Source organism: Streptomyces sp. NPDC088732, from assembly GCF_044751205.1.
Taxonomy (GTDB): Bacteria; Actinomycetota; Actinomycetes; order Streptomycetales; family Streptomycetaceae; genus Actinacidiphila.
This window is the reverse complement of sequence record NZ_JBIVLI010000020.1, coordinates 173,741-193,734: the sequence shown is the minus strand read 5'-3', so window position 1 is coordinate 193,734 and position 19,994 is coordinate 173,741. Positions and strand designations below refer to the sequence as shown.

19 protein-coding genes are annotated in these 19,994 nt (G+C 72.2%); 6 read left to right on the top strand and 13 right to left on the bottom strand.

The features are described from left to right. Nucleotides 1–132: 132 nt before the first annotated feature. The 7 genes from ACIP9H_RS30890 to ACIP9H_RS30860 form a co-directional block, all read right to left on the bottom strand. Nucleotides 133–1,467 (bottom strand): cytochrome P450, encoded by a 1,335-nt coding sequence (locus tag ACIP9H_RS30890; RefSeq protein WP_401592077.1) that lies wholly within the window; start codon nt 1,465–1,467, stop codon nt 133–135. Between the two features lie 28 nt (nt 1,468–1,495). Beyond that, entirely contained in the window at nt 1,496–2,629 is a 1,134-nt protein-coding gene (locus tag ACIP9H_RS30885) for a selina-4(15),7(11)-diene synthase (protein ID WP_401592075.1), read from the bottom strand. A 322-nt stretch (nt 2,630–2,951) separates the two neighbouring features. Beyond that, nucleotides 2,952–4,379: a cytochrome P450 gene (locus tag ACIP9H_RS30880; protein WP_401592073.1), complete on the bottom strand. Its 1,428-nt coding sequence runs from the start codon at nt 4,377–4,379 to the stop codon at nt 2,952–2,954. Continuing rightward, nucleotides 4,376–5,002, bottom strand: coding sequence for a GTP-binding protein (locus ACIP9H_RS30875; protein WP_401592071.1), 627 nt, complete (start codon nt 5,000–5,002; stop codon nt 4,376–4,378). The genes ACIP9H_RS30880 and ACIP9H_RS30875 overlap by 4 nt, the downstream gene beginning before the upstream one ends. Continuing rightward, nucleotides 4,983–5,342, bottom strand: coding sequence for a DUF742 domain-containing protein (locus ACIP9H_RS30870; RefSeq protein WP_360900759.1), 360 nt, complete (start codon nt 5,340–5,342; stop codon nt 4,983–4,985). Before ACIP9H_RS30870 ends, ACIP9H_RS30875 begins: the two co-directional genes overlap by 20 nt. Continuing rightward, nucleotides 5,339–5,725 (bottom strand): roadblock/LC7 domain-containing protein, encoded by a 387-nt coding sequence (locus ACIP9H_RS30865; protein WP_360901624.1) that lies wholly within the window; start codon nt 5,723–5,725, stop codon nt 5,339–5,341. The genes ACIP9H_RS30870 and ACIP9H_RS30865 overlap by 4 nt, the downstream gene beginning before the upstream one ends. 23 nt (nt 5,726–5,748) lie before the next feature. Beyond that, the gene (locus ACIP9H_RS30860; RefSeq protein ID WP_401592103.1) at nt 5,749–7,320 is read right to left on the bottom strand and encodes a sensor histidine kinase; all 1,572 of its coding nucleotides are present in this window, start codon (nt 7,318–7,320) and stop codon (nt 5,749–5,751) included. Between the two features lie 953 nt (nt 7,321–8,273). Here ACIP9H_RS30860 and ACIP9H_RS30855 point away from each other — a divergent pair. Beyond that, nucleotides 8,274–10,721 carry a SpoIIE family protein phosphatase gene (locus ACIP9H_RS30855; RefSeq protein WP_401592101.1) on the top strand — a complete coding sequence of 816 codons (2,448 nt, stop codon included), beginning with the start codon at nt 8,274–8,276 and terminating at the stop codon, nt 10,719–10,721. A 144-nt stretch (nt 10,722–10,865) separates the two neighbouring features. Beyond that, nucleotides 10,866–11,852 carry a sigma-70 family RNA polymerase sigma factor gene (locus ACIP9H_RS30850; protein ID WP_401962052.1) on the top strand — a complete coding sequence of 329 codons (987 nt, stop codon included), beginning with the start codon at nt 10,866–10,868 and terminating at the stop codon, nt 11,850–11,852. Here ACIP9H_RS30850 and ACIP9H_RS30845 read toward each other — a convergent pair. The 3 genes from ACIP9H_RS30845 to rho form a co-directional block, all read right to left on the bottom strand. Continuing rightward, nucleotides 11,754–12,188, bottom strand: a complete 435-nt coding sequence (locus tag ACIP9H_RS30845) for an STAS domain-containing protein (protein ID WP_401962049.1) — start codon at nt 12,186–12,188, stop codon at nt 11,754–11,756. The two genes, ACIP9H_RS30850 and ACIP9H_RS30845, sit on opposite strands and share 99 nt — an antisense overlap. Before the next feature lie 72 nt (nt 12,189–12,260). Next, a complete protein-coding gene (locus tag ACIP9H_RS30840; RefSeq protein WP_401962046.1) occupies nt 12,261–12,929 on the bottom strand; it encodes a histone deacetylase in 669 nt (222 codons plus the stop codon). Between the two features lie 20 nt (nt 12,930–12,949). Further along, a complete protein-coding gene (gene rho / locus ACIP9H_RS30835; protein WP_401592063.1) occupies nt 12,950–14,104 on the bottom strand; it encodes a transcription termination factor Rho in 1,155 nt (384 codons plus the stop codon). A gap of 376 nt (nt 14,105–14,480) precedes the next feature. Between rho and ACIP9H_RS30830 the strand changes: the two genes are divergently transcribed. The 3 genes from ACIP9H_RS30830 to ACIP9H_RS30820 are packed head-to-tail and all read left to right on the top strand — an operon-like array spanning nt 14,481 to nt 17,326. Further along, nucleotides 14,481–14,783: a CU044_2847 family protein gene (locus ACIP9H_RS30830; RefSeq protein WP_401592061.1), complete on the top strand. Its 303-nt coding sequence runs from the start codon at nt 14,481–14,483 to the stop codon at nt 14,781–14,783. Between the two features lie 3 nt (nt 14,784–14,786). Then, complete coding sequence (locus ACIP9H_RS30825) at nt 14,787–15,581, top strand: serine protease (RefSeq protein WP_401592059.1); 795 nt, start codon at nt 14,787–14,789, stop codon at nt 15,579–15,581. After that, nucleotides 15,578–17,326 carry a hypothetical protein gene (locus ACIP9H_RS30820; RefSeq protein WP_401962042.1) on the top strand — a complete coding sequence of 583 codons (1,749 nt, stop codon included), beginning with the start codon at nt 15,578–15,580 and terminating at the stop codon, nt 17,324–17,326. Before ACIP9H_RS30825 ends, ACIP9H_RS30820 begins: the two co-directional genes overlap by 4 nt. Nucleotides 17,327–17,356: 30 nt before the next feature. Here ACIP9H_RS30820 and ACIP9H_RS30815 read toward each other — a convergent pair whose 3' ends face one another. Further along, the gene (locus tag ACIP9H_RS30815; RefSeq protein ID WP_401592055.1) at nt 17,357–17,779 is read right to left on the bottom strand and encodes an NUDIX hydrolase; all 423 of its coding nucleotides are present in this window, start codon (nt 17,777–17,779) and stop codon (nt 17,357–17,359) included. Then, a complete protein-coding gene (locus tag ACIP9H_RS30810; protein WP_401592053.1) occupies nt 17,776–18,681 on the bottom strand; it encodes a radical SAM protein in 906 nt (301 codons plus the stop codon). Before ACIP9H_RS30810 ends, ACIP9H_RS30815 begins: the two co-directional genes overlap by 4 nt. A gap of 144 nt (nt 18,682–18,825) precedes the next feature. Between ACIP9H_RS30810 and ACIP9H_RS30805 the strand changes: the two genes are divergently transcribed. After that, nucleotides 18,826–19,185: a hypothetical protein gene (locus tag ACIP9H_RS30805; RefSeq protein WP_401592051.1), complete on the top strand. Its 360-nt coding sequence runs from the start codon at nt 18,826–18,828 to the stop codon at nt 19,183–19,185. On the opposite strand, the gene ACIP9H_RS30800 is transcribed toward ACIP9H_RS30805, so the two are convergent. Further along, entirely contained in the window at nt 19,175–19,945 is a 771-nt protein-coding gene (locus ACIP9H_RS30800; protein ID WP_401962038.1) for a hypothetical protein, read from the bottom strand. The genes ACIP9H_RS30805 and ACIP9H_RS30800 overlap by 11 nt on opposite strands. Nucleotides 19,946–19,994 lie beyond the last annotated feature (49 nt).

Below are 19,994 nucleotides of genomic sequence, written 5' to 3'. Positions count from 1 at the left end.
TCGCCCACATGCACAACCTCGCCCTCGTGTCATGAGAAGACGAGCCCGGCGCCCACTCTGACCTGCCCGCGCGCAGGCTTGTGCAACACCCTTTAATGGCCGCGACCCGGCGGGGGCCGGGTCGCGGCGGGTTCAGCGGGCCTCGACGAGCATGGGGAGGCGGTCGGGGTGGGGCACGGCGGCGGCCACCTCGCGGGCGAAGTGGGCAGTGGGGCGCAGCCGCCGGTGGGACAGGAGCGTGGCCAGCGAGACGACCATCTGCATCCAGGCGAAGGAGTCGCCGATGCACTTGCGGGTGCCGCTGCCGAACGGGACGAACGCGCCTCGCGGCCGGTCCGCGCTGCGCTCGGGCAGCCATCGGTCCGGGTCGAAGCGCTCCGGGTCAGGGAACGAACGCGGGTCGCGGTGCAGCGCGTAGAGGCTGAAGGCGATCTCCGTGCCGGCGGGCAGCATCACCCCGCCGAGCTCCACCGGTTCCACGGAGCGGCGCATGAGCAGGGTGACGCCGTGCAGCCGGACGACCTCGTTGATCACCCGGGTCAGGTACTCGTACTTGGGGATGTCGTCCATGGTCACGGGGGCGCCGCCGGAGACGCGGGCGATCTCCTCCAGGAGGCGCTCCTCCACCTCGGGGTGGTGCGCGATCTCGTGGAAGGCCCAGGTCAGCGTGGTCGCGGTGTTCTCCGCACCGGCGAAGAGGATGGTGCTGAGCTCGTCCCGGACCTCCACGTCCGTGAGCGACTCCCCGGTGTCCGCGTCCCGCGCGGCGAGCAGCGTCGACAGCAGGTCGGGCCGGTCGGTGTCGTCGGCCGTGCGTGCTGCGGCCACGACGTCGTCGATGACCCGCAGCAGCTCGCCCGCCGCCGCGTCGAACCGCCGGTTGGCGGGGATCGGCACCCGGTCCAGGAACTTGGGCGAAGCGGTACGCAGCAGCAGGGTGTTGACGATGACCGGCAGGTACTGGCGGATCGCGTCGACGGCGGGCTTGCCGATGTCGGTGGAGAACATGGTCCCCGCAAGGGTGTTGGCCACGAGCGCGGCCATCTCCCGCTCGACCGCGACGGTCTCGCCCGGCCGCCACGACTCCGCGAGTGCCAGCGCCTGGGCGTTCATGACCTCGGCGTAGCCGGCGATCCGGGACCGGTGGAACATCGGCTGCATCAGCTTGCGGTGCCTGCGGTGCGTCTCGCTCCCTGCGGTGACGAGGCCGTCGCCCACCAGGATCTTCAGGCGGTCGAAGAACCGGCCCTTCTCGAAGCTGCGCCCCTTGGTGACCAGGAGTTCGTTGACCAGCCCGGGGCTGTTGACGAAGTACACCGACATGGTGCCGACGTCGACGCGCACCAGGTCACCGGTGTCGCGGAGCGACTTCACAAAGCCGAGCGTGTCGCGCGCCAGCGGCCACACATGGCCGAGCAGGGGTAGCCGCCCAGGGGCGCGCGGGACGGAGCGCAATTCAGCATTCACCCCGAAAACTCCTCTTCTTTCGTGGAATCTATGCCGTGCGCTGTGCGGTCGGGTGTAGGAAAGAGTCGAGCGATGTCGGTGCGATCCCCTGTGACGGACGGGACTCGTCCTGCTCCGGAAGCACGTCCCACCACCAGGCGATCGCGGGGATGTCCAGCGCCTCCGGGCTGTCGTCGCTCGGTGTGTCGCGGAAGGTCGAGGGGAGGTTCGCCGGATCGTCGGGTGTGGTGTAACGAATCGAGCTGACACCCCAGTCCTGGGCCCCGCGGATGAAGTGGCCGAGGCTGTCGAGGAACTGGCGCAGTTGCGGGCTGCCGTAGGTCTGCAGGTATTCCGCGGTGCGGAGGAAGAGGTTCATCACGCGGTCCCGCTGGGCGATGGCCGCCTTCAGCGCCTGGTGCCGCGGGATGTCATGCTCCACTTCCAGCACGCGGACGGCGTTGAGGTAGAAGCCGCCCGCCCGCGCCTCCTTGTGGTGGGAGAAAATGTCGTTGTCCCAGCAGATGATGAAGTACGCCATCTCGGCCGCCGCGCGTACGGCCGTGAGGTCGCGCTCATGGGGCTGGAGTTCGTAGCCCTGCCCCATCTCCAGCAGCGGCATCATCACGGACGTGGCGCCGTCGTAGATCCGCATCAGGGTGTAGTCGTTGAGCTCGGGAACGGTGCCGTCGCTCCGGAAGGACGCCTCCCAGACGACCGAGGAGAAGTACTCGCGCAGGGCGTCGATCCAGCGGGCGACCTGTCCCGGTGTGCCGTACAGGTCCATCCGGTAGCGGAGGTCGCGCAGGCCCTGGGCCAGCGGGTCGTCGGCCAGCATGGGGACTTCGGGGTTCTGGGCGATGCGGAGCAGCCGGGAGAGCGCTCCCATGAGCTCGCCCGGGCGGGTGCCGAGCTCCCCCTCCTCGCAGTAGCCGTCGTCGACGCCGAAGAGCCAGATGATGAAGTCCGCCGCGATGGCGACGACTTCCTCCCTGCCCTCGGGAAGGATGCGCGCGGCGAAGGTGCCGATGTCGTGTTTCACGAGCCGGCCGCGCAACTCGTCGGAGCCGATCCGGAACTGCTCGGCCCAGGCCGCCGCCCGTGCGTCGATGGCCGCGTGGCGTGGGTGGATTGCCGGTCCGAGGGGAGAGTAGATCGGTGGAACTACCAGGTCAGGCCCCACTGACGATCACCTCTCAGTTGTCCGCGCACTGACCACCACGAAGATCCGCGCGGCACACTGCCGCACGGAACGCGAGTGGATCAGTTTCAGCGACCATTACCCCGGCATATCGCCATGGCGTCAAGCCGCGAAATCTCGCCATGCGAACGGCAGTTGGCGCACCCCCCGCTTGCGCCGGCCGTGCGCCTCGTGTGCGCCGGGCGCATGACCCCGCCACGACCAGGGGACATGGAGGTGCCGGGAGCGAACAAGCGCACGGCGGGCGCACAGGCGCATTCGCCCGTGCGCCCGCCGTGCGCGGGTCACAGAATGAGACGCCTGCCTAACGCCTCAGCCAGTCCGTGAGGATCTGCCACCACGTCCGCCGGGGCGCCTGGGGCGGAAAAGCCGGCTGCGGCGGAAGCGTCTGCTGTGGTGCCGCGACCGGAGCGGGCTGCGGCAGCGGCTGGGGCACGACGTCCTGCTGCGCCGCCGGCCTGGGAACGGCCGCCTTCTCCTCCTCGCGCTGCGGCCGGCGCGGAGTGAACTCCACGGGGAGCTCCTGCAGATGGCGGGACGTCCAGGACGGAACGCGCACCAGCGCGTCCTCCTCGACCGCCAGGTTCAGGTCCGGCAGCCGGCCCAGCAGGACGTCGATGCCCGTCTCGGCGATGGCACGGCCGATGTCCTGCCCCGGGCACTCGTGCGGACCGCCGCCGAAGGCCAGGTGGGAACGGTTGCCGTGCATGGAGGCGGCGAGGTCCGGGCGGATCGCGGGATCGGTGTTGCCGGCCGCGAGCCCGAGAAGGAGCATGTCCCCCTCCTCGATGTGCTGGCCGCCCAGCTCCATGGGGCCCGTGGCGTACCGGCCCGGCATCACCCACAGCGGAGGCTGGTCCCAGAGCACCTGCTCCAGGCCGTCCGGCAGCGTCATGTGCCCGCCGGAGAGGTTGCCGCGGAAACGGGGGTCGGTGAGCACCAGCTTGATCATGTCGGCGATCAGATTGGCCGTGGTCTCGTTGGCCGCGACGAGCACCAGCCGCAGGTGCTGCACCACCTCGTCGTCGCTGAACTCCGCCTCGTCCTCGATCAGCCAGGAGGCCAGGTCGTAGCCGGGCCTCTCGTGCTTCTCCGCCACGAGCCTGGTCAGCGCCTCCAGGATGTAGCCGTAACTGGCGAGCGAGGTCTCGGTGCCCTTCATCAGGTCACGGCACGCCTCGGCCAGTCGCGGGCCGTCCTGTTCCGGCAGGCCCAGCAGGTTCGTGAGCACGAGGACCGGCAGGAGTTCGGCGAACTGGCCGACCAGGTCCGCCTTGCCCGTCGCGCTGAACTCGTCCGCCAGCAGGTGCGTCACCCGCGTGACATGGCGCCGGATGCCGTGCCGGTTGAACCGGCCCAGGCCCCGGCTGACCGCACCGCGCAACCGCTTCTGGGCGTCGCCGTCGTTGAAGTTGACCAGCGGCTGCCACATGATCGTCGGGGCGATCGGGTGCTCCGGCGGGACCTTGCCCTCCTGGACGGCGTGCCAGCGCCGGGAGTCGGAGGAGAAGCGCGAGGGGGTGCGCAGCACCTCCAGGTTCTCCCGGTAGCCGAGCACCAGCCAGGCGGGCAGGTCCCCATGGACCAGGACCGGGGCGATCGCCCCGTGCTCGGCGCGCAGCTTCTCGTACACGCCCATCGGGTCGGCCTCGGCCTCGGCGCCGTACAGCCGCCGCGCGCCGCCGACGCCGTGCGCGGCGTGGGCCGGGCATTCGGGGGGTGGAGTGGTCACGATGCCTCCGTGGTAGCGGCAAGGGAGTGCAGATATCGCATCAAGGTCATCAGCACATCGCGGCTGGACTCCCGCTTGCGGGCGTCGCAGTCGACGATCGGCACGTGCGGGGGGAGGTCGAGCGCGGACCGCAGGTCCTCGACCGGGTGGCTGGGCGCCTCGGGGAAGGTGTTGATCGCGACGACGAAGGGCACCCCGCGCTCCTCCAGCCGGCCGATCACATCGAAACTGACCTCCAGCCGGCGGGTGTCCACGAGCACCACAGCGCCCAGGGCCCCCTCGAACAGTCCGTTCCACAGGAACCAGAAGCGCTGCTGGCCCGGTGTGCCGAAGAGGTAGAGCACCAGTTCCTGGTTGATGCTGATCCGGCCGAAGTCCATCGCGACGGTGGTCGCCGTCTTGCGTTCGACCCCGGCGATGTCGTCCACGCCGACACCTGCCTGGGTCATGGTCTCCTCGGTGGTCAGCGGACGGATCTCGCTGACCGAGCCGACCAGGGTCGTCTTGCCGACCCCGAAGCCCCCGACGATCACTATCTTGACCGCGGCGGTGGCGGATTCCGGCAGTACGTCCTCGCTGCGCGGTCCGGGGACCGCCAGCGGGTCAGAGCTTCTCAAGTCCATGTATCACCGCCTCGATAAGAGCGACATCGGGAAGTTGCGCGGGGGGAACGGGCGACCGCGCCTCGACCCGCTTCTCGGCCAGGAGGTCGAGCAGGAGCACCGTGACCACGCTCACCGGCAGGCCCAGGTACGCGGAGATCTCCGCGACCGAGAGCGGCGAGCTGCACAACCGCACGATCGCCGCCTGCTCGGGGGGCATCCCCGGCGGTGGTCCGGTCCGTGACCGGACAAGCGTGACCAGGTCGAGGACGGAGCCACCGGACGTCCCACTGCGGCCCCGGGTGATCACGTAGAGCCGTTCGGGGCTCCCTTCCTCCCATCCCTGGTCCGCTTCGCTCATCCTGCCTGCCCGTCATTGCGGGGAGGGCTGCTGAGGTGCTCGCCGATACGGGCGACGAGGTCGCGCATGCGCTGCCCCATCAGCCCGGCGTCGACGCCCTCGTCCGCCAGCACCGCGAGGTAGGCGCCCGCACCGGCGGCCATGAGGTAGAAGAACCCGCCCGACATCTCGATGACGACCAGCCGCATGCGCCCGTCACCGTGCGGGAACTCGGTGGCGACGGCCGCCGCCAGGCTCTGCAGCCCGGCACAGGCGGCGGCCAGCCGGTCCGCCGTGTCCGTGTCCGCCCCCCACTGGGCCATGCGCAAGCCGTCCGCCGAGAGAACCACCACGTGGCGGGTCTGCGGAACGCTGGTCGCCAGGTCCTTGAGCATCCAGTCCATGTTGGCCCGCTGCTGAATCACGGCTACTCACCCTTATCTAACGACTCGTCACTCTTGACGGGAGCGGCAGGCGGCGTCTCACCGGACACGCCGCTCTGGAAAGCGGCCAGCCACATGCCCGGCTGCACCGGCTCGTCGGCCGACGGCTTGGCATGGGAAGCGGTGACGGAACCGGCAGGGGACGCGGACCCCGTACGGGCGACCGGAGTCGGGGGCGTCGCACGCCGACGGCGCTGCGGCAGTCCGTTCGCGGTGCGTTCGTGCACCACGGGGATCTCGTCCGCCATCTCGGGCGACACCGTCCCGGCCGCCAGCGCCTCCGACCGGCGGGGGCCGGTGGCCGGCCGGGACTCCGCCCCGTCGCCGTCCGCGTCGCTCCCGGAACGGGGTGCGGGCACCGGACGGGGACCGGACGCGGCGCCGATGCCGTGGGCCAGGCCCGTCGCGTTGGTCATCGTCGTGATCAGTTCCTGCGGCACGACCAGCACCGCGCGGACACCGCCGTACGCCGAGGAGCGCAGGGAGACCTGGAAGCCGTAGGCCTTCGACAGGCGGCCGACGACCGCGAGGCCGAGCCGCGGGGTCTCCCCCAGGCCGTTGAGGTCGATGCCCGCCTGGGCCTCGGCGAGCATCTGCTCGGCGCGCAGCCGGGCCTCCTCGCTGAGGCTGACGCCGCCGTCCTCGATCTCGATCGCGATGCCGGACTGCACCTCGACCGCGGTGACGTGCACGCGGGTCTGGGGCGGGGAGTAGCGGGTGGCGTTGTCGAGCAGTTCCGCGGCCGCGTGGATCAGCGGCTCGACGGCGGGCCCGATGATCGCCACCTCGGAGACCGAGTGCAGTTCGATCCGCTGGTAGTCGATGATGCGCGACATGGCGCCGCGCAGCACGCTGAACAGCGGTACGGACTTGCTCCACTGGCGGCCGGGCCGGGCGCCGCCGAGGACGGCGATGCTGTCCGCGAGGCGGCCGATGAGCGCGGTGCCGTGGTCGAGCTTGAGCAGGTCGCCGAAGACCTCGGGGCTCTGCCCGTGCCGGTCCTCCATGTTGCGCAGGTCGCTGGCCTGCTGGTGGACGATGGCCTGCACACGGCGGGCGATGTTGACGAACGCGCGCTGCGAGGACTCGCGGATGTCCTCCTCCGCGGAGACCGCGCCGAGCGTGGCGCGGATCAGCGCCTGGTGCGCGCCCAGGAATTCGGGGGTGAGGCCCTCGGGCCGGGTCTCGACGGCCGCCAGCACGTCCTCCATGAACTCGCCGCGCTGCAGGCGGGCCATCGCCGCGGGCACCTGTTCACGGGCGAGCCGCAGGGTCTCGGCCTCCTGCTGGGACAGCCGGTACTGCAACTCGGCGGCTTGACGGGCGGCTTGCTCGCGCAAGTCCTCGTTGAGGGCTCCGCGGCGGGCGACTTCGACCGCCAGCACGGCGACGGCCACGGTGGCGGTCACACCGCACCAGAAGACCGCCTCCCTCGCTCCCGCCGGGACGGTCCAAACGGCGACGGCCGTGACCGCCGCGACTATGACGGCCGGCAATAACCACGCGGACGTGGCGGCAGGCCGGCGGTCTCCGGGGGACGATCCAGCACGAACCATCGGCATCCTCAGGTGAACGCGGGACAGGGACGACAACAGGAGCACGAACACGGATTCGGCGTCGGCGTCGCACACATGCCGGACACATCACCACAAGTGTCGTGACCAGCTGTAATTGCTACAACACGCTGAGCCGCACGTAGCATAGCCAACTTCCGATCGTGGCCGATGCCCCGTCATATTGCCTATGGCACATGCTGTTTGACGTATCGATACCGGCTCGGGCGCCGTCGCGCAAACCCCCCGCGATGATCACGCCACGACCGGTCACCGCCCGCGCCGGTCCCGGCGAGCCGCGGAGGCGGACGTTCCGCCGGGGCGGCGGGGCGGGGTCCCGGAGGGGTCCGGCGCGGGCGGGCGGACGTCCCGGCGGGGCGCGATCGCGCACCGCGCGACAAGCGCTTTCCCACGTCAGGCGCCCTCGGCCGCGACCGCCGGGCACGCGGGCGGACCGCCGTCCGACGGCCGCCCGGACCGTCGCGCCCGCCGCCGGGGAGGACCCCCTGCACGTGGCCGGCCGGGCGCCGCCCCCGCCGCCGGCCCGGCCGGGTCCGGGCGTCCGGGCCCCGTGGACGCCGCTCCTGCCACACCCCCGCGCCGCGACCGGGCGCGCCGCGCGGGCGACCACGTGCTTCATCCGTACGAGTGACGGGGACTTGCGCCCGGCCGAAAACAGTGGGATGCGCGTCCCCGGAGGGCCGGGGGCGACCGTCAACACCACGCGTGATCCTTACCTCGCCCAGGTGAGCCATGGGCACGGCGACCACCCGGCCTACGCCACTCCGCCCGCCCGGACCCCCTTCCGCGACCACTCCGCCGTACGCCTGCCACCGCACGCCGCGGACCCGCCGCCCCGAGGCGGCCCGGCCGGCGCCCTCCGGGGTCCCGGCAGGCCCCGCCCGCCGCGAAGACCTAGCATGAAAGTCACGTTCCCGCAGAAATGGGGCACCTCGATGGTCACCCCCAAGGAAGGTGCGCCGGACCCCTCGATGGCGCCGTTCGACATGGGCTTCGCCGCGTCGATGGTGGTCGACGCCGACGGCACCGTGGTCGCCTGGACGCCCGCGGCGGAGAACCTGCTGGGCTGGACGGCCGCGGAGGTGGTGGGCCGCCCGGCAGAGACGCTGCTGGCCTCCCCCCACCATGCGGCAAGCGCGCGCGACATCGCGGACCAGTGCCGGATCCGCGACGCCTGGGGCGGTCTGGTGGCCGCCCGGCACCGCGACGGACACCGGCTGGAACTGGGCGTACGGATGTCGGCACTGTCCGGCACGGGGGGAGGCGACCGCTGGCTGCTGTCCGGCATCGACCTGGCCCACAGCCCGTCGTGGGCGGTCAGCGGCACCGTGCTGGAGGCCTTCCTGACCCGCTCGCCGATCGGCATGGCCGTCCTCACCCCGGAACTGCGCTACGTGTGGATGAACGAGACCCTGGAGCGCTTCAGCGGCGTCCCCGGCGAGGAGCGCATCGGCGGCCGGATGGGGGACTCCCTGCCCGGCATCGACACCGACCCCATCGAGAAGGTCATGCGCAAGGTGCTGGCCACCGGCCGGCCGGTGGTCGACTACGAGTACCGGGGCTGGACCCTGGCCGCGCCGCACCAGGAGCACGTGTACTCGACCTCGTTCTTCCGCCTGGACGACGGCGACGGCCGCGTGATGGGCGTCTGCTACATGGCCATGGACGTCACCGACCGCTCCAAGGCGCGCGAACGCCTCGCCCTGCTCAATGTGGCCGGCGCCTGCGTCGGCACGACCCTCGACATCCGCCAGACCGCGCAGGAACTGGCGGATGTGGCGGTCCCCCGGCTCGCCGACTTCGTCACCGTCGACCTGCTGGAGGGGGTGCTGCGCGGCGACGAGCCGCCGCGCGGCCGCTCCCTGCGGGCCACCGCACTGCGCCGCGCCGGGCTGAGCTCGGTGCGCAAGGGCGTCCCGGAGGCGGTGGCCCGGGTCGGCGAGCCCATCCGGGCCACCGAGGACTCCCCGTACGTGTGCTGCATGGCCGAGGCCCGCTCCTTCCTGCGCTCCGACTTCGACGTGGACGAGGCGACCTGGCTGTCCGGGGACCCCGCCAGGGATGCAAAGATCCGCGAGTACGGCATGAGCACGGCGATGTGGGTGCCGCTGCGCGCCCGCGGCAATGTGCTGGGCGTGGTCACCTTCGTCCGCGGCGGGCGGCCCGATCCCTACGAACGCGACGACGTGCTGCTGGCCGAGGAACTGGCGTCGCGGGCCGCGGTGTGCGTGGACAACGCCCGCCGCTGGACCCGCGAGCACGAGGCCGCCCTCGCCCTCCAGCGCAGCCTGCTGCCGCACGCGCTGACCGGCGGCATCGCCATGGAGGTCGCCTCCCGCTACCTGCCGACCGACGTCCAGGACGGGGTCGGGGGCGACTGGTTCGACGTCATCCCGCTGTCCGGGGCGCGGGTGGCCCTCGTCGTGGGCGACGTGGTCGGGCACGGCCTCACCGCGGCCGCGACCATGGGGCGGCTGCGCACGGCCGTGCACACCCTCGCCGACATGGACCTGCCGCCCGAGGAACTCCTGGCCCACCTCGACGACCTGGTCATCCGGCTCACCGAGGAGGACGCCGCCGACGGCGCGGTGGCCACCGCCGTGCTCGGCGCGACCTGCCTGTACGCCGTCTACGACCCGGTGACCGCCCGCCTGACGGCCGCGCGCGCCGGCCACCCGCCGCCGGCAATGCTGACGCCCGACGGCACCGTCACCTTCCCCGAACTGCCCCCGGGACCGCCGCTCGGCCTGGGCGCGATGCCCTTCGAGTCGGCGGAGTTCGATCTGCCGGAGGGCACCGTCCTCGCCCTCTACACCAACGGGCTGCTGAAGGCCTTCGGCGAGGACCCCGACATCGGCCTGGACAAGCTCGCCCACGCCCTCGACCGGCCCGGACTGCCGCTGGAGGACCTGTGCGCGGCCATCACCGGCTCGCTGCTCACCGGTCCGCCCGAGGACGACGTGGCCCTGCTCCTCGCCCGGACACAGGCCCTCGGCCCCGGGGCGGTCGCCACCTGGGACCTGCCCTGCGACCCCGAAGTGGTCAGCTGCGCACGAGGCCTGGCGGTGCGTCAGCTCTCCGCGTGGGGGCTGGAGGAGGTCGCGCCGGTCACCGAGCTGGTGGTCAGCGAACTGGTCACCAACGCCATCCGGCATGCGTCCGGGCCGATCCGGCTGCGGCTCATCCGGCACGCGGTGCTGATCTGCGAGGTCTACGACGGCAGCAACACCGTGCCGCGGCTGCGCCACGCGCGCACCACCGACGAGTCCGGCCGCGGACTGTTCCTGGTCGCCCAGTTCACCCGGCGCTGGGGGACCCGCTACACCGGCGACGGCAAACTCATGTGGGCGGAGCAGGAGCTTCCCGGCGCCGCCGCGGGCTGATCCCGCAGGCCGGGGCGGGGCGCGCGACGGGCGGACGGTGCGCGGGGCGGGGCCGGATCCGCCAAGCCCGGGACCACTGTCAGTGGGGTGTGCTGAAGTGGACTCCGTGGGCGGTCCCGGACCGACGGAAGGCGGAGAAGCCCCATGAGCGATCTTGCTGCACCACCCGACGTGGCGTCCGAGCTGGAACGCCACCGCACCGAGCTGACCGGCTACTGCTACCGCATGCTCGGCTCCCTCTTCGAGGCGGAGGACGCGGTCCAGGACACCATGGTCCGGGCCTGGCGCGCGTACGACCGCTTCGAGGGCCGCTCCAGCCTGCGTTCGTGGCTGTACCGGATCGCCACCAACGTGTGCCTGGACGCGCTGGGCGGCGCCGGGCGCCGGGCCCGGCCGATGGACCTGGCCTCCCCCGGCAGCGCCGAGGGACCGCTGCCCGGCGCGCTCCCGGACACCGCCTGGATCTCGCCCGCCCCCGACGGGCGCGTCCTGCCGGAGACCGGCGACCCGGCCGAGGTCGCCGACCGGCGCGAGTCCGTGCGGCTGGCCTTCGTCGCCGCGCTCCAGCACCTCGCCCCGCGGCAGCGGGCCGTGCTCATCCTGCGGGAGGTGCTGGCCTGGAAGGCCGCCGAGGTCGCCGAACTGCTCGACACCACCGTCGCCTCCGTCAACAGCGCCCTCCAGCGCGCCCGCGCCACGCTCGCCGCGGCCGCACCCGCCGCCGGTGACGCGGCCGCGCCCCTCGACGAGGAGCAGCGCGCACTGCTCGCCCGCTACGTGGCGGCCTTCGAGTCCTACGACCTGGACGCGCTCACCTCGCTGCTGCACGAGGACGCCACGCTGTCCATGCCGCCCTACGAGCTGTGGCTGCTCGGCCCGGCGGAGATCCGTGCCTGGATGGCCGGACACGGCCGCGGCTGCCGCGGATCGCGGCTGCTGCCCGTCTCGGCCAACGGCATGCCGGGCTTCGCGCAGTACCGGCCGAGCGCGGACGGCGGGCACGAGCCGTGGGCCCTCCAGGTCCTCGAGATCTCACAGGGCCGCATCACCGGGCTCAACTCCTTCCTCGACACCCAGCGGCTCTTCCCGCTCTTCGGCCTGCCCGCGCATCTGGAGCCCGGCCGGTCCTAGGCCGTGTCGGTCCAGCGTCCCGGCGAGCCCCACCAGGGCGATCAACTCCCGCAGCGGGCGCCCGGCCCCGCGCAGAACGACGCGGGCGCCCTGGCGGCGGGCGGTGAGCTGCAACCGGGCCAGTGCGTCGATCAGCACGGCGTCCGGCTCGCCGGCCGGGCCGCTCACGTCGCAGACCACCGTGACGGGGGCGGCCGCGGTGGCGGTGTTGCCCCGGTGTTCCGCCAGCAGGCATCGCAGCCGCTCGCACAGCACGGGGACCGCCTCCCGGGTCACCCTCGCGGGCAGCACGAGCACGGGGGACCCGCCGTCGGAGCGGGGCACGGGCTGGACCATGGGCGACCTCCTGCGACGGGCGTTCACCAGTAGGACCGCGCACGCCCGCGGAATCCATCGGCCGCGCCCCCGTCACGGCCGCGGCAGCGCCTCGATCTCCGCCGCCGTCCAGTCGCCGTCCGTGCACGCCGCGAGGTAGGCCGCGATCCCGTGCAGGTCCCACGCCCCGGACTCGAAGAGCCCCTCGGCGATGTGCCGCAGATAGGGCCCCGACGGCCGGACGTGCGCGACGTCCCCGCGCGACCAGGGCGCGGTGAACGTGAGCACCGGAAGCCCGTCGACGTCCCCCGGGTACAGCAGCGTCTCGTACCGTCCGTCGCCCAGGCGGGCCCGGCCGGTGCCCAGCACCCGCGCCAGGTCCAGGTCCCCGCCCGGCGCGCGGTACATCTCCTGCGCCGCGATGTCCGCGAACTGGCCGGCCGTCACCAGGTGGGCCCGCGCCCGGACCACTCCGTCCGGCGCGTCCGCGTCGTAGAAGGCCCGGCCGCCCGACCACACGGGCGACTGCGTCGCGAAGTAGAGCCGCCCCGGCAGTTCCAGCGGCAGCGACCGCAGCGGCGGCCGCGCGTCCCGGCAGCCCGGGTACTCCCGGCCGCCCCCGGGCGGGGAACCGCCCGCAAGATAGCTGTTCAGGCGTGCCATGTGCGTGTTGGAGCCGTACGAGGCGTACCAGACGAGGCCCGGCGGCTCCGTCCGCGTCCCGGAGGCGCGCCGCGCGTCCACACGTCGGGGTTCGGTCACGGCACCATGATGCGACGCCGTCAGGCCGCCGGCACCGTGCCGCGGATCTGCCGCAGGAAGGCGGCGTTGTCGGGCGTCGCGCGCAGCCGGGCGAGCAGTGTCTCGAAGGAGCCGGTGCCGCCCTGCAGCGCCCGGCGCAGCCCGTGGGAGGCGGCCAACTCGGCCGGGGACAGCAGCAGTTCCTCGCGCCGCGTGCCGGACGGATGCACGTCGACCGCGGGGAAGACCCGCCGGTCGGCCAGAGCGCGGTCCAGGCGCAGTTCCATGTTGCCGGTGCCCTTCAGCTCCTCGAAGAAGTAGGCGTCCGCCCGCGAGCCGGTGTCGACCAGTGCCGTCGCCAGGATCGTCAGCGAACCCCCCTCCTCCGCCGAACGCGCCGCCCCGAACAGCCGCTTGGGACCGGTCAGCGCGGCGGCGTCCACGCCCCCGCTCAGGGTCCGCCCGCCCGACGACGCGGCGTTGTTGTGCGCCCGGCACAGCCGGGTCAGCGAGTCCAGCAGCACCACGACGTCCCGGCCCGTCTCGACCAGCCGCTTGGCCCGCTCGACCGCCAGCTCCGCCACCGCGATGTGCTGCCGGGGCGTGCGGTCGAAGGTCGAGGCGATCACCTCGCCCCGCACCGACCGCCGCATCTCGGTGACCTCCTCGGGCCGCTCGTCGAGCAGCACCACCATCAGGTGGCACTCCGGGTGGTTGTCGGCGACCGCGTCCGCGACGGCGCGCAGCAGCATGGTCTTGCCCGTCTTCGGCGGCGCCACGATCAGCCCGCGCTGTCCCTTGCCGACAGGCGCGAGCAGGTCCAGCACCCGCGTCGACAGGCCCCCCTTGGGCGACTCCAGGCGCAGCCGCTCCGACGGGTGAAGCGGCGTCAGGTCCGCGAAGTGCCGCCGCCCGCGCGCCACCTCGGCCGGCAGCCCGCCGACCCGGTCGACCGCGACGAGCGCCCGGCCCCGCCCGTTCCCGGCCGCGGCGCCCTCGACGGCGTCGCCCTTGCGCAGCCCGTACCGCCTGATCCGCTCGGACGGCACGGGAACGTCGTGCGGCCCCGGCGCGTAGCCGCCGACGCGCAGGAACCCCCGCCCTCCTTCGATGTCGATGACACCGGCGACGGGCGTCTGCCGGTCGCCGTCGGACGGCGCCGCCGCCGGGGTGGGTGTGGTGGTGGACGTGGTCATGTGGATTCCTCACGTGGAAGGGATCGCGCACGCGGCGGCACGAACCGCCGCGACAGGCGCGGAAGCAGAAGGGTCCGAAGGGCCCGGGAAGAACGGGAGCGGGAACGCGGACGCGGACGCCGTCGAAGGGCGGTCACGCGATCGTGCGGTCCAGCTGGACCAGCGGAAGAAGCACCGGCGCCGTCGAGGGGCGCACAGCCGTGCCATTCGGAGAGTAGCACTCCCGCCCGGATCCCGGGAGGATCGTTGCGCCGCGGCCCAATCGCTGCCGCGAGACCACGCAACCCGGTCCTGCCCGGATAGAATTCCTGTTCCGCACGTTCAGCTGCCGAACGCCGCGGTCGGCCATGCATTCATGGGGGGATCTGTGGCGGATGTGACAGCAGTGCGCGTCGAGACCGTGGAAATCGATCATTCCGGCACGCGGCAGATCAGCGGCAGGACTCGTCCCACCGTCCCGCTCGCGGAGCACACGCCCCAGGTCCGGGCGGCGATCAGCGCGGCGTCCGAGATCGTCCAGGACTCCCTGGAGAGCATGCGGCCGCGTGCGGGGTGGCAGGTCACCACGCTGGAGGTCACCTTCGGCGTCACGCTCGCAGCCGACACCAGCATCATCGTCTCCAAGGCCTCGGCTGCCGCGTCCTTCGAGGTCAGGCTGACCGTCGAACGCACGGAGTAGCCGGTGGACCCGGAAGAGGACTGGGTCGCGATCTCCCAGCGGGGGCGCCGCCTCGGCGGTGGGGTGCGACTGACCCGGCGTCTCGTCCTCACCGCCTCCCACTGCCTCAACGGCATGCACGAGGACAACGGTGCGGTCCCCGGTCTGACCCTGCTGCCCGCACTCGGCGGCGAAGTGCCGGGCGTGGTGCACCGGCGCCTGCCCGACGCCGATCTCGCCCTGCTGGAGATGCAGTTTCCCGGGACTCCACCGCTGCCTGGGGTTTGTTTCGACAAAGCCGCGATGGGAGACCATTGGGAGGGTACGTACCGGCCGGAGAAGAACGATCCATACCTGAACGGCGTCGTGGACCACCCGTCGCGCCCGTTCGACTCCGCCGCAACCACCGAGATCAGGGTTCTCCAGCTCCGCTGTCACCAGTTGCTCGGCGACTTCTCCGGCTACTCCGGAGGTCCGGTCACCCGGCCCACGCCGACCCGTGCCGTACTCGGCATCCTCACCGTCCAGATGATGGAGCGCATCCAGCAGCTCCTCGAACCGCGGCCCCCCGAGCACAGCACCAACGTCCTGTACGCGACAACGATCGCCGAGGCCATGAAGCGCTTCCCGGAACTCCAACTCGTCCGTCTGCTGGAACGCCTGCGCCCGGACGGCGACCGGTCCGGCGAGGGCCCCTTCGCCATCGAGGAGCGGACCCGCTGGAGCGACCTCGATGATCCCGGCGCGGCACCCGACGTCATGGATCTCCAGTACGTGACGGCCATGGGGCCGTTCCCGGCCGCCAAGGCGTTCCCGTGATCAGGAACCTCGACGAGGCACTGGCGGTGGCAGTGCGCGCGGTCGAGGACGACGGCCGCCACCGTCAGGATCACGAGGCAGCTCTGCTCGCCTACGTCACTCAGCTCCACAGCGGGGACTCCGCGGACGGGGAGACAGACGACGGATCCACCGCCGGCTTCGCGTCCCGGCTCATCCATCTGTCGGCCCTGCTCCGGCGGATCGCCCTGCACGAACCCGCGGTGTCGCTGCTCGACCTGACCCGCGACCGGTTGATGGACGCGGAGGAGCAGGGCGAGGCCGTGCGCTCCGCCGACTGGAACGCCCTGGCCGTCCTGCAGGCCGCCTACGGGCGGCTCGACGACGCGCGCGACAGCCTGGGAGCCGCGCTGGACACCGCACGCACCGGCGAACCGGCCGACGCGCAGGAGGTCAAGGCGCTGGCGAACCTGGCAGCGGTGAGCATGCGCACGGGGGACGTCCGGCAGGCCGCCCGATGGGCCGTCGAGGCCCGGGACGCGGCCGATCTCCAGGGCTCGGCCGAGGAGGCCGCCCAGGTGGAGACCCGCCTGCTGATCGCTTCGGTCATGGTCGGTGCCGCCCGGGCAGTCCGGGGCCCCGACCGGGGGGAGCGGCTGGAGGCGGCCGTGAAGGAGCTGGAACGGTGGACCCGGGTCCTGCTGAACGTCGCCGGCCCCGACCACCGGCGTTCCCTGGAGGCGATGGCCGCGCTGGCCCGCGCCGAGTTCGACGCAGCGTGTGCCGCCCGGGAGACCGCCCGTGCCGAGCGGGCGGTCGAGGTACTGGAGACCGTGACCCAGCGGACCTCGGCCGGTCTCGGAGCGGACCACCCGCAGACCCTCACGGCCCTGGCCAATCTCGCCGCCGCAGAGTTCGAGGCTGCCGGCCTGTCCGCCCCTTCCGGGGAGCGGCGCGCCAGGGCCGAGTCGATCCTGGAGACCGTCGCACAGCAGACCTCGGCCACACTGGGCCACGACCACCCCCAGACACGGGCCGTGCTCTCCAATCTGGCCCGGATGCGGGGGGACTCCACGCCGGTCGTCGAGCTCGTGGAGCGCATCGACGCCACGTACACCCCGCGGAACAACGCGCAACGCAACCAGGCCAAAACGCGGGCGATCGCCAGAGAGAAGCACCTCGTCCGGCTCATCGCCCACGCGGGCGCCTCGTACTTCCTCGAGTCGCCGCAGCGCTTCATGCCCGTGATCGTCCAAGCCCTCGAGAACCGGGTCCACTTCCATGTGATCGTCAGCAGCCCCTGGAACAATCTGGGCGTCTTCATCAAACGCGATGCGGCCTGGGAGAAGCCGACCGCGGAGAACGTCATCGAGCTGATCGAGGCGAGTGACTACTACAAGCACACGTTCCGCAAGGTCATCAAGGAGTACGAGCGACTGCGTACCCTGTACGGCGACCGGATCGAGCTGCGACTCACCCCCATGGACATCCCGGGCACCACGCTACTCACCTCCGACGTCGGCTTCTTCGAGCCGTACATGACGGCCAACCCCGAGGACCGCACGCAGCGGGGCATGGGGGCCTTCGAGATCGAGTTCGGCAAGGTCAGCCGGTACTACGCGCTCAGCGTTGACGCCTTCGAGACCCAGTGGGAACTGGCCAGCACCCTTGAGCAGTTCCGCGCGCACGAGTTCCAGCACAAGCAGCGGCTGCGCATGCTCCTGGGAACCCTCACCGACGACGCCGCCGCCAAGCCCGTCGCCCCGCCCGCGGGCGAGGCCGACTGAGAAACCCGCGGGCAAGCCGCAGCGGCCGGGTCACGGCACGTGCAGCAGATTCAGCCCGGCAGCGCGCAGGACACCGGCCGAGCCCACGAACAGGGCCTCGGGCAGCGCCTCCAGCGGCCAGAACTCCCAGCGCTCGCAGCGGTGCGGCTCGCACACCATGGGGTCACCGCTGAAGGACATGACCTCCACACCGATCTGCATGTGGTGATTGGCCAGCGGGTCCGGGTCCGTGACGTGCGCGACACGCATCTCCTGCGCCGCGATACCCGTCTCCTCCTTCAATTCCCGCGCGGCAGCGGCGAGGAGCGTCTCACCGATCTCCACGTGACCGCCGGGCAGCCCCCACGTGCCGTGGCCGAAGGTGTTCACGCGCAGTCCCAGCAGGATCGAACCGCCGCGCCGCAGGACCGCCTGCACGCCCACCCGCACCGTCGGTTCCGCGGTTCCGGTCACGTCACGCCTCCGGGCAGGTCCGGGTAGGTCCGGGAGAAGTTGTCCGCGTTGCTGTCGGACGCCACCATGTCACCGATACCCCGTGCGACGGCTTCCCTCTCCTCGAAAAGGTGCCCGATCCGGTATTCCGCCGCGTCCTTGATCACCACGACCTGGCAGTCGGGGTCGATGAAGAGGTAGGTGCCGCTGCGGGTCTTGTTGCGGTACACCTCCAGCGTCACCCCGCGGTACGCGGCGGCCTTCTCGCACCGCGACAGTGCCTCCTCGAACTCCCACTCGGAGACCGAAAGCCAATCGCTGTTGTCGGCGCCGTAGTTGGTCTCGGACATCTGGTAGATCTTCCACACGTCCGGCAGGCAGTCGTCGTCCTGGATCAGTTGCAGCACCTCGGACGCGCCGCCCAGATTGCGCCGCGTGATCACGGTGCCGAGCTTCACCTTCACGGCCTGATGGTGCCTGCGCACCTCCTTCAGGAGGGCGAGCACCCGTTCCCTGTGGGGAGCGACGCCGGTGCGCAGAGCGGCGTGCTCACTCGCGTCAGCGGACTCCAGCGGCAGAGCGATCCACGACAGGTGCGGCAGGACGCGGCGCATGGCGGGCAGGGGCGCCAGCCCGTTGGTGGAGAGCACCACACGTGGCGCGTCCGTGCCCGAAGGATGATTCCTGTCGCCCAGCCCGGCCAGCAGATCCGCCAGGTAGGGCAGCAGCGTCGGTTCACCCCCGGACACCACCACGCCCCGCACGCCTGCCTCCCGGAGCACGTCCACGACGCGGAAGGCGTCCCGCTCGGACATCGTGGGAATCTCGTGGCGCGGCCCGAAGCAGAACGGGCAGCTCAGGTTGCACCTGCCCAAGGGGCGGAAGTCCACGTACGCCGGAAGCCTCAGGGGGGATGCTGGCATGGCTCGGCGCTCTCCTGCCCTCGGCAGACCCGGCCGATCTGCACGCCGGGCAGTGATTTCGCGGCCACTGTAACCGCAGCGGGGAGTCGCGGCGCGGCATTGACAAGGGTGTTACGTGCACTCGCACTCGCCGATACTGGGGCCATGCGCAAGGCATTCGCCCATGAGGCCGTCGTGGTCCTCGCGGCAGGTGGGGACGAGAGGGCGCCCGGGGGCGCGATCACCGTGGAGCTGTGCGGCGGCTGGGAGCACGAGGGGCCGTGCCCGCTCGCGGCACATCACACGGCGGTGTCACCCGGGGCGGACGGAGGCCTGCTGCTGCGGGTGCTGTTCGCGGCGGAGCCGGCGGACGAGGCCGCGGTGCGCGCCCGGATCGACGCGGCACTGGCGGCGGGGGCGCTGGGCAGGGAACCGGCCCCGGACACCCGGTGGGAGCTGCGGGCGAGCGGCCCGAGCCCCGTCCGGGAGGACGAGGCGGGGCACGCGGCGCGGCTCAGCGGCTGAGCCAGTCGGTGTCGCCCATGACGACGACGGGGTGCAGGGCCGGGTCGAGGGTGCGCAGCAGTGCGCGCATGTCGGGGCGGGGCAGGCTCACGCAGGCCTGGGTCGGGCCGCCGTGGTCGACGTGGAACCATATGCCGCCGCCGCGGGAGGCGCCCAGGGGGCGGGTCCAGTCGCGGGGTGTGGTGCCGGGCTGCCGGTTGTAGTTGATGGCGACCACGTAGTCGAACGAGCCGGCCAGCGACTCGCCCTTGAAGCCGGTGCCGGAGATGGAGAAACCCCGTGGCGAGTGGTCGTAGGGGAGCTTGCTGCCGGGGTCGGGGAGCAGTCCGCCGGCGTCGGTGAGTCCGTAGACGCCCACGGGGGAGCGCAGGTCGCCGACGTGGTGGTCGGTGGTCCAGCCGTCGCGGGCGTTGTGGCCGGTCCAGGTGGGGCCGTCGCTCCAGCTGCCGTCGGGCCGGCGCTGGTGGACCACGACGTGGGAGACGGAGGAGTTCTTCCCCTCGCCCGTCACGACGACGACCTGGCGGGCGCCGGCCGGGACGGCCGCGAGGGTGCGCGGTCCGACACCGGGCAGCCGGGTGTCGACCGGCGTGGGCGCCGGGCTCGATGCCGCAGGGGCGGACGCCGCGGCGGGCAGCGCGGCCGGCGAGACCGCGGTGGTCGGCGTCCCGCAGCCGGCGAGCAGTCCGGCTCCGGCCGCCACGGCCGCGAGCAGGGATATCGCGGAGCGGGCACCGCCGCGCGGCACGCGGTTGGGCATGGCAAGGCCTTTCGATGTGAACGATATGAGCGATATGAGCGATGTGCCG